Source organism: Thiopseudomonas denitrificans (assembly GCF_002866065.1).
Lineage (GTDB): Bacteria > Pseudomonadota > Gammaproteobacteria > Pseudomonadales > Pseudomonadaceae > Thiopseudomonas > Thiopseudomonas denitrificans.
In genome coordinates, this window is the sequence record NZ_LNJZ01000009.1 from 289,349 (window position 1) to 307,053 (window position 17,705).

The 17,705-nt window shown below is 59.3% G+C and carries 13 protein-coding genes; 2 read left to right on the top strand and 11 right to left on the bottom strand.

From position 1 onward, the window contains the following. Positions 1-212: 212 nt before the first annotated feature. Entirely contained in the window at positions 213-1,208 is a 996-nt protein-coding gene (locus tag AR306_RS10525) for a hypothetical protein (protein ID WP_101497525.1), read from the bottom strand. A 20-nt stretch (positions 1,209-1,228) separates the two neighbouring features. Next, on the bottom strand, positions 1,229-2,533 hold the full coding sequence (brnQ, locus tag AR306_RS10530; RefSeq protein ID WP_101497526.1) for a branched-chain amino acid transport system II carrier protein: 1,305 nt from the start codon (positions 2,531-2,533) through the stop codon (positions 1,229-1,231). Positions 2,534-2,789: 256 nt separating this feature from the next. Between brnQ and AR306_RS10535 the strand changes: the two genes are divergently transcribed. After that, positions 2,790-4,448, top strand: coding sequence for a methyl-accepting chemotaxis protein (locus AR306_RS10535; protein WP_101497527.1), 1,659 nt, complete (start codon positions 2,790-2,792; stop codon positions 4,446-4,448). Positions 4,449-4,671: 223 nt separating this feature from the next. On the opposite strand, the gene sucD is transcribed toward AR306_RS10535, so the two are convergent. The 9 genes from sucD to sdhC all read right to left on the bottom strand — a co-directional run bounded on the left by sucD (position 4,672) and on the right by sdhC (position 16,050). Continuing rightward, on the bottom strand, positions 4,672-5,547 hold the full coding sequence (gene sucD, locus AR306_RS10540) for a succinate--CoA ligase subunit alpha (protein ID WP_101497528.1): 876 nt from the start codon (positions 5,545-5,547) through the stop codon (positions 4,672-4,674). Further along, the gene (gene sucC, locus AR306_RS10545; RefSeq protein ID WP_101497529.1) at positions 5,544-6,713 is read right to left on the bottom strand and encodes an ADP-forming succinate--CoA ligase subunit beta; all 1,170 of its coding nucleotides are present in this window, start codon (positions 6,711-6,713) and stop codon (positions 5,544-5,546) included. The genes sucD and sucC overlap by 4 nt, the downstream gene beginning before the upstream one ends. Before the next feature lie 245 nt (positions 6,714-6,958). Beyond that, positions 6,959-8,395, bottom strand: coding sequence for a dihydrolipoyl dehydrogenase (lpdA, locus tag AR306_RS10550; RefSeq protein ID WP_101497530.1), 1,437 nt, complete (start codon positions 8,393-8,395; stop codon positions 6,959-6,961). Positions 8,396-8,469: 74 nt separating this feature from the next. Beyond that, positions 8,470-9,672: a 2-oxoglutarate dehydrogenase complex dihydrolipoyllysine-residue succinyltransferase gene (gene odhB / locus AR306_RS10555; RefSeq protein ID WP_101497531.1), complete on the bottom strand. Its 1,203-nt coding sequence runs from the start codon at positions 9,670-9,672 to the stop codon at positions 8,470-8,472. A gap of 70 nt (positions 9,673-9,742) precedes the next feature. Further along, on the bottom strand, positions 9,743-12,577 hold the full coding sequence (locus AR306_RS10560; RefSeq protein ID WP_101497532.1) for a 2-oxoglutarate dehydrogenase E1 component: 2,835 nt from the start codon (positions 12,575-12,577) through the stop codon (positions 9,743-9,745). A 223-nt stretch (positions 12,578-12,800) separates the two neighbouring features. Then, positions 12,801-13,508 (bottom strand): succinate dehydrogenase iron-sulfur subunit, encoded by a 708-nt coding sequence (locus AR306_RS10565; RefSeq protein WP_101497999.1) that lies wholly within the window; start codon positions 13,506-13,508, stop codon positions 12,801-12,803. A gap of 26 nt (positions 13,509-13,534) precedes the next feature. After that, the gene (gene sdhA / locus AR306_RS10570; protein ID WP_101497533.1) at positions 13,535-15,307 is read right to left on the bottom strand and encodes a succinate dehydrogenase flavoprotein subunit; all 1,773 of its coding nucleotides are present in this window, start codon (positions 15,305-15,307) and stop codon (positions 13,535-13,537) included. A gap of 3 nt (positions 15,308-15,310) precedes the next feature. Further along, entirely contained in the window at positions 15,311-15,679 is a 369-nt protein-coding gene (gene sdhD, locus AR306_RS10575; protein WP_101497534.1) for a succinate dehydrogenase, hydrophobic membrane anchor protein, read from the bottom strand. Next, positions 15,673-16,050, bottom strand: a complete 378-nt coding sequence (gene sdhC / locus AR306_RS10580; RefSeq protein WP_101497535.1) for a succinate dehydrogenase, cytochrome b556 subunit — start codon at positions 16,048-16,050, stop codon at positions 15,673-15,675. The genes sdhD and sdhC overlap by 7 nt, the downstream gene beginning before the upstream one ends. A gap of 347 nt (positions 16,051-16,397) precedes the next feature. Here sdhC and AR306_RS10585 point away from each other — a divergent pair, with 347 nt between their 5' ends. Further along, complete coding sequence (locus AR306_RS10585) at positions 16,398-17,681, top strand: citrate synthase (protein WP_101497536.1); 1,284 nt, start codon at positions 16,398-16,400, stop codon at positions 17,679-17,681. Positions 17,682-17,705: the final 24 nt, after the last annotated feature.

The window sequence follows — 17,705 nt, forward strand, 5'->3', positions numbered from 1 at the left end:
ATCCGTGTATGGGGCCAAAAGACCGGGATCAATGGAGGCAGGAATTACATAACAATTTTTTGTCTGCAAACAGATTGCAATATGTATGGATCAAAACTTGCCTTGGGCAATGTTCAGGTAGCGTTTTCGAAAACAATGGCCAGCCACGGAAAAAGGCCGAACAGAAGGAAAGATAATGCAATGCCGGCGAGGAGACTGTCGCCGGCCCTGGCTCAGGGATTCAGCAGGAGAATCTGACTGACCTCATCCGGCATCACGTGAAAAACGGCAAAGCCGGACTTTCCGACCCGCTGCCTGATCAGCAGCTCGCCTTCCTCGTTGATGCCCTGGAACTCGCCATCAAGCTGCCGGCCGGCGACGGTTTCCAGCGACATGGTGTGCCGCAGGTAGTTGTCCGGGCGGGTTAGCAGCTGCTCCAGAGCAAGCGGCTGGGCGCTTCCGGCCGACGTTGCCGGCAGTTCCGTGGCATCGGTTGCCCCGGTTTCCTGCGGTTGTGCCCGGTACCAGTCCGGATCGGTCTGCTCGTCGGCAGCACTCACATGAAAGTTGCCGCTGACCACGGTTGCCAGCCGTGAAGGCAATGACAGATACAACTGCCCGTCAACACCGGCGGGCTGGCGCTTCAAGTCCAGGCGCAGGGTGTAACCGCGCTGAATGCGGCGTGCCTGCGGCTGGGCGGTCTGGCCATCCTGCCAGAGCACTTCCACCATGGGCAGCAGGCCGCTGTCGGTGGGCAGGATGTCCAGCCGGAACTCCTCGTCCAGCAACGCCGCGCCATGCGCCCTCAGGTCGATACGAAGTTCCTTGCTGGCAATGAAATCCTGGCCCTGGCGCAGGGTCAGTACGCCACGCTCCAGCAACACCTGTCCGGGCAGAAAACTCTGGCCCTGCAGCTGTCCCTGCAGCTGGCCGGCATCAACGGCCAATATCTGCTGTTCCGACCACTGCCCGTGCAACAGGCGCTCCAGTTGTTGCGGGTCGGCTTGCCACAATTGCCACAACCCGCTGCCCAGCAACCCGAGGCCGGCCAGCTGTACCAGCAACGGCAACAACGCATGGCGCAGGTTGAGCAGGCCGGACAGCAGCGCCAGCGGCGGCAGCACGCCGGTCAGCGCCCAGAACCAATGGATACGCGCACTGCGCAACCAGAGCCAGAGCCAGCCTAGAACAGCCAGCAATGCGCCACCCAGAATCAATAATGCAGTCATGTCTCAGCCCGCTTCCAGAATCAATTGCCGTGAAGTCTGTGTTGCCAGCGATCACGTACCGTCATACCCAGCAGCACCACGGCAACCGGCAATACCCAGCCCATCTGCTGTTCTGCCAATGGCAAGAACCCGAGCAGGCCGGACAGGGCGGAAAAGCCGGTCGCCGTCAGTCCATCCAGAGCACCAAATACCAGCGCGACAGCCATGCAGGCACGGAACACCGGTTGCGGGTCATGCCACAGTTTTTGTGCCAGACTGAGCAGCACCAGCACGATGGCCAACGGATATAGCCCCACCAGCACAGGCACCGAGACCTTGATCAGCTGGGTCAGGCCCTGGTTGGACACCAGCCAGCTGAACAGGGTAAAGAACAACACCGTACGGCGGTAGCGGATGCCCCACAGTTGCTCGAAGTATTCCCCGCACGCCACCAGCAATCCGGTTGCCGTGGTCAGGCAGGCCAGCGTTATCACCACGCCGAGCAACAGGCTGCCGGGCACGCCAAAGGCATTCTGCACATAGGCAGCCAGCACCTGGCCACCGTTGGTTGCATCAGCGGCAACGGCATGACTGGTGGCTCCCAGATAGAACAGTGAAACATACACCAACGACAGTCCGGTTGCCGCAATGATGCCGGCCTGGATCGAGTGGCGGGTGATTTTTGACAGCTCCGTCACACCCTGGGTGCGAATTGCAGCAGCAATCACCACGCCGAACACCAGTGCGCCCAGCGCATCCATGGTCAGATAACCATCGAGAAAACCGCTACTGAGCGGAGCGGCGCTGTAGGGCAGCTGCCCCGGGCCGGGCGCTCCGGCCGGTTTGAACACGGCCGCCAGACCGAGCAATACCAGAGCCAGCAGCAGTACGGGAGTGATCAGCTGACCGATGCGCTCAAGGATCTTGCCGGGGTTGAATGCCAGGTAAAGCACCACTGCAAAGTACAGGCTGCTGTACACCAGTAATACCCGCCAGTTGTGCTCGACAAAGGAGCCCAGCGCAATTTCATACGACACTACGGCAGTACGTGGCGTGGCAAACAGCGGCCCGATGGCCAGATACACGGCAATCGCAAAAATCGTCCCCGCCACCTTGCCCAGAGGCAGGGTCAGGGTTTGCAGGCCGCCACCGACACGGGCCAGCGCCACGACCGTCAGTAACGGCAGACCGACTCCGGTGAGCAGAAAACCCAGGGTGACCCGCCACAGGTGTTCACCCGACTGCAAGCCGGCCGCTGCCGGAAAGATGATATTGCCCGCGCCCAAGAACAATGCAAAGGTCATAAACCCAAGCGCCATGATTTGGGTTTTGCCCAGCCCTTTCATTCAGAAACTTCCGTAAAAATCAAAGACGGGCATTGTACAGTTTTGTATCGCGCCCTGCTGCGGTTCTGTGTATTGGTGCTGATGTAAATCACACCGAATTGATTTGAATCGCCGGCTCACGGATTGTGCTGCCACCTGGCTGCAAAAAGGCCTTCTTCGCCCAAAACAATGAGACACACTTCACACTTTGTCACAAAGGTGTAACCGTTGCTCCCTACACTTTTCGGCATGCCAATCATCACTTGATGGAGTACCAATGCTGAACCGTTTAAAAATTCCGGCCCGTCTGGTACTGCTGGGCGGCGTACCCATGACTGGACTGGTGCTGGTGTTGCTGCTGTCATTTCAGGTATCAGTCAGCAAAGACCGGTTGTTTGACCAGCTGTACCAGGACCACCTGCTGGTCTTGAACGATATCTTGCTGGTGCAACGCCTGCTGCAACAAAGCGCACTGGATGAGATACGCCTATACCGTACCGGCTGGGCCAGCGCCGACAGCACCGTGGCCAGCGTCAAAGCCACGCTTGAACAGGCCAGCCAGCACTGGCTCGCCTATCAGCAGGCACGTACAGATGCCGATTCCGAACTGGACCGGCAGGCAGACCTCGAGTTTGCCGATGCGCTTGCCCTGTATCACGACTGGTTGCAGCCCGTGGGCAGTGATGCGCTGAATATTCGCATTCTCAACGACTCCACCTTCAACCATGAAATCAGCGAGCGTCTGGACAGTTACGACCAGACGCTGAACCGGCTGATTCAACACCAGCTGGATGCAGCCACCCTGGTACAAAATGAAGCTGCCACCCTGACCGGGGTTCTGGCACAGGGCTATGTATATGGCGGCAGCCTGCTGGTGCTTGGTTCCTTGCTGTTGGCCTGGCGCATCCAGCGATCGATCCAGCATCCGCTCCATCGATTGCGCAACCTGATTCTGACCGTTGAAAGCAACTCCGACCTTCGCCTGCGGGCCGAACCGGTTGGCAATGACGAGGTTGCCGAGACTGCTGCCGCACTCAATGCTTTACTTGGCCACTTCCAGCAACTGATTCACAGCCTGGAGCAAAACGCCGGCACCCTCAGCGGCCACGCCGTCCGGGCACAAACCATCAGCGAACAGGTGAGTCTCAGCAGCCGGCAACAAAATGCCGAAGCAGGACGGATGAAGGTGTCAATCAACGAGATGTCGCTGGCCATTGATCAGGTTGCAACCCGCTCCGGCGATGCGGCCAGCCTGGCCAATGAAGCTGACAGTCTCTGCCAGAAAGGCGTACAACGGGTCGGCGATAGCATGCACACCATCGAAAGCCTTGCCCGGCACATCGACAGCACCAGCGATATCATCACTGCCCTGCACAGCCACTCGATCGATATTAGCGGGGTACTGGAAGTGGTGCAGTCGGTAGCCGAACAAATCAACCTGCTGGCCCTGAATGCCGCGATCGAGGCGGCACGGGCCGGAGCTGCCGGCCGGGGGTTTGCCGTGGTGGCTGGCGAAGTACGCAACCTGTCCAGAAGCACAGCAGCTTCGATCGCCTCCATTCAGACACTGGTCGAGCAGCTGCAAACACAAGCCGGGCTGGCCACCGGAGCCATGCTCGAAGCCCGAGAACAGGCACAGAACAGTGTCGGCTTTGCCATTAGCTCCAACCAGACTCTGCAAGATATCCGCAACGCAGTGCAGGAAATTGCCCGTTTAAACGGCAGCATTTCCATCGCCACAGAGCAGCAGCAGTCTGCAGTTACCGGAAACCTTGATGGTATCGAAGCGCTTAACCGCTCGGTTGGCCAGCTTGACCTTGACGCCAGCGAGTCCCTGCGCATCAGTCAGGAACTGGCCGGACTGGCCGGCTCGTTACGTGCCAATGTACGCCAATACCACACGCATGCCGAACCGGCAGTCCGGGATGCGTCTTGAACACGAAAAGGCATTGACCGGGGGGCTTCAAGCGGGGTGTTGCCCGCACACTGGCCGGGCTCGCCCGTCCGGTTAATAGCCAGGTGACTGCCGGCGGCATCGAGGCATCCGGTGAACAGTGGACGCTATGCGCTACTGGTGTTGCCCGGCCTGTACCCAGGCCGGAACATTACCAGCATCAGCTGCCCTGCCCCTGTAACCCATACCGGCACTTGCTATCCGGTCAACGCCAGCCGGTCATTTCTGCCAGCGCCTGGCCGATGTCGGTCAGGGAGCGCACGGTGCGCACCCCGGCGGCTTCCAGTGCGGCAAACTTCTCGCTTGCGGTACCCTTGCCACCGGCAATGATCGCCCCGGCATGGCCCATGCGTTTGCCCGGCGGTGCGGTCACACCGGCGATGTAGGCCACCACCGGTTTGGTCACATGCTGCCTGATGTAGTCGGCGGCCTCTTCTTCAGCAGTACCGCCGATCTCGCCGATCATGACAATGGCTTCGGTTTGCGGATCTGCCTGAAACAGGCTGATGATGTCGATGAAGCTGCTGCCGGGGATCGGATCACCGCCGATACCGACACAGGTCGACTGGCCAAAACCGGCATCGGTGGTCTGCTTGACCGCTTCATAGGTCAGTGTGCCGGAACGCGACACGATGCCGACCTTGCCGGGCAGATGTATCGGCCCCGGCTGGATGCCGATCTTGCATTCACCGGGGGTGATGATGCCGGGACAGTTCGGACCGATCAGGCGCACGCCCAGCTCGTCACAGGCCGCCTTGGCCAGCAACATGTCCTGTACCGGTATGCCTTCGGTGATGCAGACAATCAGGGGAATGCCGGCAAAGGCTGCTTCAAGAATCGAGTCCTTGCAGAAGGCCGCCGGCACGTAGATCACCGTGGCATTGGCACCGGTGGCGGCAACCGCCTCCTCCACCGTGTTGAATACCGGCAGGCCCAGGTGCGTGGTGCCGCCCTTGCCGGGAGTCACACCGCCAACCATGTGGGTGCCGTACTCGATCGCCTGCTGTGAATGGAAAGTGCCCTGGGTGCCGGTGAAACCCTGGCAGATGACCTTGGTGTCCTTGTTGACCAGAATGCTCATGCCTTGCCCTCCGCTGCTGCGACCACCAGTTTTGCCGCCTCGTCCAGGCTCGGCGCCGGGATGGTGTTGAGTCCGCTGGCCGCCAGCAGTGCGGCACCTTCCGCGGCGCGGTTGCCCTCCAGCCGGACCACCACCGGTACCTGTACGCCGACTTCTTTCACTGCGGCGATGATGCCTTCGGCGATCATGTCGCAACGCACGATGCCGCCGAAGATGTTGACCAGCACCGCCCTCACCTTGTCATCCTCAAGGATGATCTTGAAAGCCTCCGATACCCGGCCGGTGGTGGTGCCACCACCAACATCGAGGAAGTTGGCCGGCTGGCCGCCGTACAGACTGACCATGTCCATGGTGCCCATGGCCAGCCCGGCACCATTGACCATGCAGCCGATGTTGCCGTCGAGTGCCACATAGTTGAGCTCGAACTTGGCCGCCTGGGCCTCGCGCGGGTCTTCCTGGGTAACATCACGCAGTGCTCGCAAGTCGGGGTGGCGATACAGGGCGTTGCCATCCACCGCCACCTTGGCATCCAGGCAATGCAGTTTGCCATTGGTGAGCACCACCAGCGGGTTGACTTCCAGCAGGCTAAGATCGTTTTCTACAAACAGCTGGCACATCTTGACGAAAATATCGCTGAACTCACGCACCTGGCTGTCTTCCAGGCCCAGCTTGTAGGCCAGCGCACGGCCCTGGAACGGCTGCGCACCCACTAGCGGGTCAATGGCGGTGCGGAAGATCCTTTCCGGCGTTTGCCGCGCCACTTCTTCGATGTCCATGCCGCCCTCGGCGCTGGCCAGGAACATCAGCCGGCGGCTGCTGCGATCGACCAGCACGCTGAGGTAGAGTTCGCGCTCGAATTCGATGCAGGGTTCGACCAGCAGGCGGTTGACCGGCTGGCCCAGACTGTCGGTCTGGAATGACACCAGCCGCTCGCCCAGCCATTTCCGGGCGAATTCTGTGGCTTCATCCAGGCTGTGCACCATGCGCACACCGCCGGCCTTGCCGCGCCCACCGGCATGGACCTGGGTCTTGATGACCCAGCAGCCCTTGCCTAGTGTCTTGCAGGCATCCACCACCTCGTCGACGGTGGTACCGGTCAGGCCAAGGGTAACCGGCAGACCGTAGTCGGCAAACAGCTGCTTGGACTGGTATTCATGAAGATTCATGGGAGGGCTCCTGTTGTTCTTTTATGCCTGAGTTGTACTGGATACCGAGCGTACAGGCAAATGCTTTTGCGATTGCACTGCATGTCACAGTCGCCAGCCGGAGCCTGGTATGCAAACAGTGCCCAGTGTGCGAATGAATTCGCACCTACAGGGGCGCAGCAAAACGTCGAACACGCGCAGCAAAACGCGAAATGACGATGGCGAGGCATAAAAAAACCGCCCCGGAGGGCGGTTTTCTTCAAGCATTAACGCTTTTTGCGGTTGGCCACGTGGATGGCCGCACCGTTGACTGCCAGGGCAGCCTCTTTCACCGTTTCAGACAGGGTCGGGTGCGAGAACACCATCATGCCGATGTCTTCGGCGCTGGAGCCGAATTCCATGGCAATCGCGCCCTGCTGAACCAGCTCGGCAGCACTTGGACCAATCGCGTGTACACCCAGCACACGGTCGCTACCGGCATCGGCAATGATCTTGACGAAACCGGTGGTGTCGTTGGCAGCCATGGCCCGGCCGCTGGCGGCAAACGGAAACACGCCGACATTGACGGCAACGCCTTCGGCTTTGAGCTGCTGTTCGGTCTTGCCGACACCGGCAATCTCCGGGTGAGTGTAGATCACGCCCGGAATCAGGTCATAGTTGACCTGTGGCAGCTGGCCGGCAATACGCTCGGCAACCATGATGCCCTCTTCGGAGGCCTTGTGCGCCAGCATCGGGCCGCGCACCACGTCACCAATGGCATAGACGCCGGGCACGCTGGTGGCACAGTGGTCATCAACGTAGATGAAGCCGCGTTCGTCAAGGTTGACGCCACTGTCGGCGGCCAGCAGGTTTTTGGTTTCGGGACGGCGACCAACGGCAACGATCAGTTTGTCAAAGGTCAGCTGCTGTTCGCCTTCGGCGTCGGAGAAGGTGACGGTAACCTCTTCACCCTTGACTTCACTGCCGGTCAGGCGTGCGCCCAGACGGATGTTCAGGCCCTGCTTGGTCAGGGTTTTCAGCGCTTCCTTGGCCACCTGCTCGTCGATGCTTGGCAGGAACTTGTCCTGGGCCTCGATCACGGTGACTTCGGCACCCAGACGCGCCCAGACGGAACCCAGCTCCAGGCCGATTACGCCGGCACCAATGACGCCGAGACGTGCCGGTACTGCCTGGAATTCCAGGGCACCGGTGGAGTCTACGATCACCTTCTGGTCAACTGGCGCAGGCGGGATGTCAATTGGCTGGGAACCGGCAGCGATGATGATGTTGCCGGCTTCGTAGACAGTGGCGGTACCGTCGGCAGCAGTCACTTCGACCTGACGGTTGGCCAGTACCTTGCCATGACCTTCAATGGTGGTGACCTTGTTGGCCATGAACAGGCCGGCGATACCGCCGGTCAGGTTGCGCACGATGGTGTTCTTGCGCTCGATCATGGTTGGTACGTCCATGTTCACGTCACCAGTGCTGATGCCGTGTACGGCAAAGCTTTCTTTGGCTTCGTGGTATTTCCAGGTGCTGTCCAGCAGCGCCTTGGACGGAATGCAGCCGACGTTGAGGCAGGTACCGCCCAGTGCCAGCTTGTCATCCTTGCCCTTGTACTTTTCGACACAGGCGGTTTTCAGGCCCAGCTGGGCTGCGCGGATGGCGGCGACATAGCCACCAGGGCCGGCACCGATTACGATTACGTCAAATTTGTCACTCATGAGATTTCCTCGATTGTATCCTTTCGGATACCCGGCCGCCGGCACATGCGGGCGGCCGAATAAAAAACGATGGGTTAGATGTCGAGCAGCAGACGGGCCGGATCTTCCAGCAGGTCTTTCATGGTCACCAGGAAGGTTACCGCTTCCTTGCCGTCGATCAGGCGGTGGTCGTAGGACAGGGCCAGGTACATCATCGGCAGGATCACCACTTCACCGTTGACCGCCATCGGACGCTCCTGGATCTTGTGCATGCCCAGGATTGCGGTCTGTGGCGGGTTGACGATCGGCGAGGACAGCAGTGAACCGAATACGCCACCATTGGAGATGGTGAAAGTACCGCCGGTCATTTCGTCGATGGTCAGCTTGCCGTCACGGGCCTTCAGGCCGTACTCGCGGATCTTGGCTTCGATTTCGGCCAGGCCCATGTGCTCGGCGTTGCGCAGCACCGGAACCACCAGACCACGGTCGCTGGAAACGGCCACACCGATGTCCTGATAGCCGTGATACACGATGTCCTTGCCATCAATGGAGGCGTTGACGCCTGGCTGGCGCTTCAGCGCTTCGGTAGCGGCCTTGACGAAGAAGGACATGAAGCCCAGACGGGTACCGTTGTGGGTCTTCTCGAACAGGTCCTTGTACTTGGCACGCAGGTCCATGATTGGCTTCATGTTGACTTCGTTGTAGGTGGTCAGCATGGCCATGGTGGACTGAGCTTCAACCAGGCGCTCGGCGACTTTGGCACGCAGACGGGTCATCGGTACGCGCTTCTCGGTGCGGTCACCGGCAGCAAACAGCGGTGCCTCGGCAGCAGCCACTGCGGCAGGTGCGGCAGCGGCAGGTTTGCCGGAAGCAGCGGCAACGGCGTCTTCCTTGGTGACGCGGCCATCTTTGCCGGTACCCGGAATGCTGGCAGGCTGCAGGTCGTTCTCAGCGGCAATCTTGCGGGCGGCAGGTGACAGGATTGGCTCACCGGCAGCGGCAGGAGCAGCAGCCTGGGCAGCAGGTGCGGCAACAGCGGCAGGCGCGGCAGGCGCAACAGCGTCAGTGTCCAGCTTGCCCAGCAGCTGGTTGCTCAGGACGGTGTCGCCTTCGGCGGCAACGATTTCGGTCAGTACGCCGTCGGCTTCGGCCAGTACTTCCATCACAACCTTGTCGGTTTCAATGTCAACAATCAGCTCGTCACGCTTGACGGCTTCGCCGATCTGCTTGTGCCAGGTGGCTACGGTACCGTCGGCAACGGACTCGGGGAACGCGGGGGCTTTGATTTCAATCGCCATGACTGTGTTTTCCTACTTGATTCGATACAAAAGACAAGAGCCGCACCCCGAAAGGGTGCAGCCATCAGCGTTAAATGTTGAGCGCGTCCTGCAGCAGCTGTTCCTGCTCCTCGGCATGTTGTGACGCATAGCCACAAGCCGGCGAAGCAGAGGCGACACGACCGGCATACTGCAGGTTCAGGCCGGGCTTGCAGGCAGTCAGCACGTTGCGCATGTGATGCTGGCTGCAGTACCAGGCGCCCTGGTTCATCGGTTCTTCCTGACACCAGACCACAGACTTGAGGTTCGGGTACTTGGCCATTTCCGCTTCCAGATCCGGCTCCGGGAACGGATACAGCTGCTCGATACGGACAATCGCCGTATCTTCGCGGCCTTCGGCGCGACGCTTTTCAAGCAGCTCGTAGTACACCTTGCCGCTGCACATGACCATGCGCTCGACCTTGGCTGCATCCAGCTTGTCGACCTCGCCGATCACGGTCTGGAAAGAGCCGTTGGCCAGATCTTCCAGCGTCGAGATGGCCAGCTTGTGGCGCAGCAGCGACTTGGGCGTCAGGGCAATCAGCGGTTTGCGCAGCGGGCGGATCACCTGGCGGCGCAGCATGTGGTAAACCTGTGCCGGCGTGGTTGGCACACAGACCTGCATGTTGTGCTCGGCACAGAGTTGCAGGTAGCGCTCCAGGCGCGCCGAGGAATGCTCGGGACCCTGGCCTTCGTAGCCGTGCGGCAACAGCATGGTCAGGCCGGACAGACGGCCCCACTTGGTTTCACCACTGCTGATGAATTGGTCGATTACCACCTGGGCACCGTTGGCAAAGTCGCCGAACTGGGCTTCCCAGATCACCAGCGCATTGGGCGTGGTACCGGCATAGCCGTATTCGAATGCCAGTACCGCTTCCTCGGAAAGGAAAGAGTCGTGGATGGTGAAGCTCGGCTGGTCGGCAGACAGGTTCTGCAGACCGACGTAGGTTTCGCCGTCTTTCTGGTTGTGCAGTACCGCATGGCGGTGCGAGAAGGTACCGCGACCAACGTCCTGACCGGTGATGCGGATCGGGTGGCCATCATGCAACAAGGTCGCATACGCGGCTATTTCGGCAAAGCCCCAGTTGATCGGCAGTGCGCCGGCGGCCATCTTGCGGCGGTCTTCCAGAATGCGGGCAACCTGGCGCTGGACCACAAAGCCTTCAGGCGTATCCTGCAGCTTGGCACTCAGCTCTTTCAGGGTCGACAGATCGAAGCTGGTGTCATGATCGGCCGTCCAGGCATGGCCCAGGTACGGAGACCAGTCGACAAACAGCTCTTCGTTCGGTTCCTTGACCAGGCTGTAGGCAACGTGCTCGCCATTGTCCAGCGCATCACGGTAATCCTCGACCAGCTTCTGCACCTGCTCTGCAGTCTGCACGCCTTCTGCCACCAGCTGGTCGGCATACAGCTCGCGTGTGGTGCGCTGCTTGGCGACTTTCTGGTACATCAGCGGCTGGGTGCCGCTTGGCTCGTCAGCCTCGTTGTGACCACGGCGACGGTAGCAGATCAGGTCGATGACGATATCGCGCTTGAACTGCATGCGGTAATCAACAGCAAGCTGTGCGGCAAAAATGACGGCTTCGGGATCGTCACCGTTCACGTGCAGGATCGGGGCCTGGATCATCTTGGCCACATCGGTCGAATACTCGGTGGAACGGGTATCTTCCTGCTTGTTGGTGGTGAAGCCGACCTGGTTGTTGATGACGATACGGATGGTACCGCCGGTTTTGTAGGCGCGGGTCTGGGACATCTGGAAGGTTTCCATGACCACGCCCTGACCGGCAAATGCCGAGTCGCCATGGATGGTGATCGGCAACACCTGGTCACCGCGCGGATCATCACGGCGGTCCTGACGGGCGCGGACGGACCCTTCCACCACCGGAGAAACGATTTCCAGGTGAGAGGGGTTGAACGCCATGGCCAGGTGGATCTCGCCGCCGGGGGTCATCACGTTGGAGGAGAAACCCTGGTGGTATTTGACGTCACCGGAACTCAGGCCTTCAACGCGTTTGCCGTCAAATTCGTCAAACAGGTCCTGCGGGTTCTTGCCGTAGGTGTTGACCAGCACGTTGAGGCGACCACGGTGGGCCATGCCGACGACGATTTCCTTGGTGCCGTAAGAGCCGGAACGCTGGATCACTTCGTCCATCAGCGGAATCAGGCTTTCACCACCCTCCAGACCAAAGCGCTTGGTGCCCGGATACTTGGTGCCGAGGTATTTTTCCAGACCTTCACCGGCAGTCAGGCGCTCAAGGATGTGTACCTTGGCTTCGGCAGAGAACTGTGGACGGCTGCGCACACTTTCCAGACGCTGCTGGAACCAGCGACGCTGCTCGGAATCGACAATATGGGTGAACTCTGCACCAATGGTGCGGCAATAAGTCTGCTGCAGGGCCTCACGGATTTCCCGCAGGCTCGCCTCGGGCTTGCCAATGGCCAGGTCAGAGGTATTGAAGGTGGTATCAAGATCAGCGTCGGTCAAGCCGTAGTGTTGCACGGTCAGGTCAGGCTGCACCGGACGCACCCAGATACCCAGAGGGTCCAGAGTGGATGCCTGGTGACCACGCATGCGAAATGCCTGGATCAGGCGCAGTACTTCCACCTGTTTCTTGTCGTGGTCTGAGCTGACTGCACCGGCGGATACCGGCTGGGCGCGACGCTGGTTTTTGGCCAGCAGGACAAATTGTTCGCGGACAGTCGCATGGGATACATCCGAACTTGCACCGCCCGGCTGGGCCGGCAATTTGTCAAAATAGGCACGCCACTCCTCGGGAACGGCATTTGGATCATGAAGATAGAGCTCATACAGCTCTTCTACGTAAGCAGCATTGCCACCGGATAGGTAGCCACTGTCCCACATGCGTTGCATAACGCTTTGTTGCATGCTAGTCACCCTTGGTAAGGGAAACACTACCGGCATGGAAACTCAGTGACTCTTGAAGCCATCAAGCAGCGACTTCAGCAAGTCACTACGGATCCCGCAGATAGTCTGGGCATAACCCAGGAGTCCCTGCTGGTCGTCAATAACTTTCAAAACAGTCTGGTAGACCGTCTTTCATAGAGCCCATTTGCCCGGGCAAGCCCGGGCAAATGAAGTGCAACCCTGATCAGGTCGCGTTTTGTAGCAACATGCTGCGAATCTTGCCAATGGCACGGTTGGGGTTCAGACCCTTGGGGCACACATTGGTACAGTTCATGATGTCGCGGCAACGGAAGACACTGAACGGATCTTCCAGTCGTGACAGACGCTCACGCGTCTGGGTATCACGGCTATCCGCCAGGAAGCGGTAAGCCTGCAGCAGCGCGGACGGACCCAGGAACTTGTCCGGGTTCCACCAGAAAGACGGGCAGCCGGTCGAGCAGCATGCGCAGAGGATACATTCGTACAGACCATCAATCTTGGCGCGATCTTCAGGAGACTGCAGACGCTCGATGGCCGGTGCCGGAGTATCGTTTTGCAGGTACGGCTGCACCTTTTCGTACTGCTGGTAGAACAGGCTCATGTCTACCACCAGGTCGCGAATGATCGGCAGACCCGGCAGCGGACGAATGACCAGAACACCATCCTTGCCGATCTTGTGCGAAATCGGGGTGATGCAGGCCAGGCCGTTCACACCACCGATGCACATGCCGTCAGAACCACATACGCCTTCACGGCAGGCACGGCGGAACGCCAGTGTCTCGTCCTGCTCCTTGATCAGCTGCAGAACGTCCAGCACCATCATGTCCTTGCCGTCGATCTGGACGTCAAAGTTCTGCATGAAGGGTGCCGCATCTTTTTCAGGATTGTAGCGATATACGCTGACTTTCAAAATATTAGGCAGTGACATTATGCTGACCCTTAGTAAGTACGCTCTTTAGGCTCGAAAGCAGGAACTGTTTTCGGCGAGAAGTTGACGGCGCGCTTGCCGACTGTCTTCGTCTCCGGGAAGTACATGCTGTGGCACAGCCAGTTTTCGTCGTCACGGCTCTCGTAGTCTTCGCGGGCGTGGGCACCACGGGACTCCTTGCGTGCCTCGGCGGCAATGGCGGTTGCTTCGGCAACTTCAAACAGGTTCTGCAGTTCAAGCGCCTCGATGCGGGCAGTGTTGAATGCGCTGCTCTTGTCGTTGATCTTGACGTTCTGGATGCGCTCACGCAGATCAGCCAGCTCGGCGATACCCTTCTGCATGTATTCGCCGGTACGGAATACACCGAAGTAGTTCTGCATGCAGGTTTGCAGTTCCTTGCGCAGCGGAGCAACGTCCTCGCCGGCAGTACGCTCGTTGAGGCCGGCCAGACGGGCCATGGAACGCTCGATGTCGGACTCGCCGGCACCACGGGTATCGACACCTTCGCGCAGGGCTTTTTCCAAGTACAGACCAGCGGCACGACCAAACACGACCAGGTCAAGCAGCGAGTTGCCGCCCAGACGGTTGGCACCGTGTACGGATACGGAAGTGACCTCGCCGACACCAAACAGGCCGTCGATTATCTTGTCTTCACCGCTGGCGGTCTGGGCAATGGCCTGGCCATGAATGTTGGTGGCGATACCACCCATCATGTAGTGACAGGTCGGGATTACAGGAATTGGCGCAACTACAGGGTCAATATGGGCAAACGTCTTGGACAGCTCACAAATACCCGGCAGACGGCTGTGCAGCACTTCTTCACCCAGGTGGTCCAGCTTGAGCTGAACGTGGTCACCATTGGGGCCGCAGCCATTACCGGCAAGAATTTCCTTGACCATGGAGCGGGCAACAACGTCACGACCGGCAAGGTCTTTGGCGTTGGGAGCATAACGCTCCATGAAACGCTCGCCATGCTTGTTGATCAGGTAACCACCTTCACCGCGACAGCCCTCGGTGACCAGCACACCGGCACCGGCGATACCGGTCGGGTGGAACTGCCACATTTCCATGTCCTGCATCGGGATGCCCGCACGCAGGGACATGCCGACACCGTCACCGGTGTTGATCAGGGCGTTGGTGGTGGAAGCGAAGATGCGACCTGCGCCGCCAGTGGCCAGTACGGTGGCCTTGGAGCGGATGTAAACGGTTTCACCGGTTTCGATACAGATGGCGATGACACCGACACAGGCGCCGTCCTGGTTCATCACCAGGTCAACCGCATACCACTCGTTGAGGAATTCGGTACCGTGCTTCAGGTTGGCCTGGTACAGGGTGTGCAGCAGCGCGTGACCGGTACGGTCGGCCGCGGCACAGGTACGGGCAGCCTGGCCGCCACGGCCGTAGTCCTTGGACTGGCCACCGAACGGACGCTGGTAGATGCGGCCGGTTTCGGTACGGGAAAAAGGCAGCCCCATGTGCTCCAGCTCGAATACGGCCTCGGGACCCACGGAACACATGTATTCGATCGCGTCCTGGTCACCGATATAATCGGAGCCCTTGACGGTGTCGTACATGTGCCAGCGCCAGTCGTCATTCGGATCGTCAGATGCGATGGCACAGGTGATGCCGCCCTGGGCAGATACGGTGTGCGAACGGGTTGGAAAAACTTTGGTTACCACTGCAGTCTTGTGGCCGCCCTGGGCCAGCTGCAGAGAGGCGCGCATGCCGGCGCCGCCGCCACCAATGATGATGGCGTCATAAGAAAGAGTACGAATACCGGTCATGGATCAAATTCCCCAAAGGATCTGGATGCCCCAGACGAAAAGCACAAACATCAACACACCACACAGGGCCTGCACCAGGAAACGGACAGCGCCTGCCCACTTGCCAAAAGTCATTTTGGTCAGATAGTCGGTCGTGACGGTCCACATGCCGACCCAGGCGTGCGCACCCAGCGCAACCAGAGCCAGCAAGCTGAACACACGCATCCAGCCCTGGGAGAACAGGCCGTGCCACTGGGCAAAATCCATATTCGGGTTTGCGACCACGTAACCCAGCAAAAACAGGGTATATACAGCCAAAACCACGGCTGAAACACGCTGGGCCATCCAGTCGTACAGACCGGAACGCGAAAAGTTAGTTACGTAAGTTACCATATCCACACTCCAGCAAGCAGAATCAACACAGCGGCAATTACCAGAACTGCCTTGGAGCCCAGCTTGCCAGCCTCCATGGTTTCACCGACCAGACCCATGTCCATCAGGACATGTTTGATGCCGGCAACCAGGTGATACAGCAGAGCAGACATCAGGCCCCACAATACCAGCTTGGCAAAACCACCACTCAGGCACTCCTTGACTTCAGCGAACCCCTGCTCGGACGCCAGGGACTTGTCCAGCCCCCACAGCAGCACGATGATTCCGAAAAACAGGATGACTCCGGATATGCGGTGCAGAATGGACGTATAAGCTGTAATCGGCAGCTTTATTGTCATTAAATCAAGATTTACAGGTCTTTGGCTTTTCACGGCGTAATCACACTTTGTGAGCCCCAAAACTGCAGGGCGGTTATCGAAAGGGCACCTCTCAGGCACCTGTCTCCAAAGGACGAACTTCGTCAGTACGGGCATGCACCAGGACTGTCGAGCCGCCCCTGAGTATAGTGCAAAACCGGCCAGTCGTACAACGCCATTGTATTCGCCTAAAAGCGCATTGCGCCTGTTTGACATGCTGGCCGAACATGTGTACCCGCTGAACGCACCTGGCAACCCGCAAACGCGGCAAGCGTTTAAATTGACATTCGGGTTTATCACTTTATGATGTTCCGGGCTCTCACTGGGAGCCGTGACGATTTCAAGCACAACTAGGAGGCCACATGGCTGACAAAAAAGCGCAGTTGACAATTGGCGAAGGTACGTCCCTTGAGCTGCCCATGTATTCCGGCACGCTGGGCCATGAAGTTATCGATGTCCGCAACCTGATCTCCAGCGGGTATATCACCTACGACCCGGGCTTCATGTCCACTGCTTCCTGTGAGTCGAAAATCACCTTCATTGACGGCGACAAGGGCGTCCTGCTGCACCGCGGCTACCCGATTGAAGAGCTCGCTTACAAGTCCGACTATCTGGAAACCTGCTACCTGCTGATGCACGGCGAACTGCCCAGCAAAGAACAGAAAGACGAGTTCGTAAAAAGCATCATGAGCCACACCATGGTGAACGAACAGCTGAAATCTTTCCTCAACGGCTTCCGCCGCGACGCCCACCCGATGGCTGTCATGTGCGGCGTGGTCGGTGCCCTGTCCGCCTTCTACTATGACTCGCTGGACAACGACAACCCCCGTCACCGCGAAATCTCTGCCCACCGCCTGATTTCCAAGATGCCGACCATCGCCGCCATGGCATACAAATACTCCGTCGGCCAGCCCATCATGTACCCGCGCAACGACCTGGGCTACGCAGAAAACTTCCTGCACATGATGTTCAACACCCCTGCCGAGATCAAGCCGATCAGCCCCGTGCTGACCCGCGCCATGGAGCGCATCCTGATCCTGCACGCCGACCACGAGCAGAACGCCTCCACGTCCACCGTACGCCTGGTCGGCTCCACTGGCGCCAACCCGTTCGCCTGTATCGCCTCCGGTATTGCAGCCCTGTGGGGACCTGCCCACGGCGGTGCCAACGAAGCCGTACTGCTGATGCTGGATGAGATCGGTGACGTTTCCAACATCGAGAAGTTCATCGCCAAGGCCAAGGACAAGAACGATCCGTTCAAGCTGATGGGCTTCGGCCACCGCGTGTACAAGAACTTCGACCCGCGCGCCAAGGTGATGAAAGAGTCCTGCGACGAGGTGCTGTCCGAGCTGGGCATCCAGGACCCACAGCTGGAACTGGCCATGAAGCTGGAAGAAATCGCACTCAACGACCCCTACTTCAAAGAGCGCAACCTGTACCCGAACGTGGACTTCTACTCCGGCATCATCCTGAAGGCCATGGGTATCCCGACCAGCATGTTCACAGTGATCTTCGCCATGTCCCGTACTGTCGGCTGGATCTCCCACTGGATGGAAATGCTGTCCGAGCCGCACAAGATCAACCGCCCGCGCCAGCTGTACACCGGCCATACTTCCCGCGAGTATGTCCCGATGGACAAGCGTTAATCGCCCAGCTGTTGAAAAGGCTGC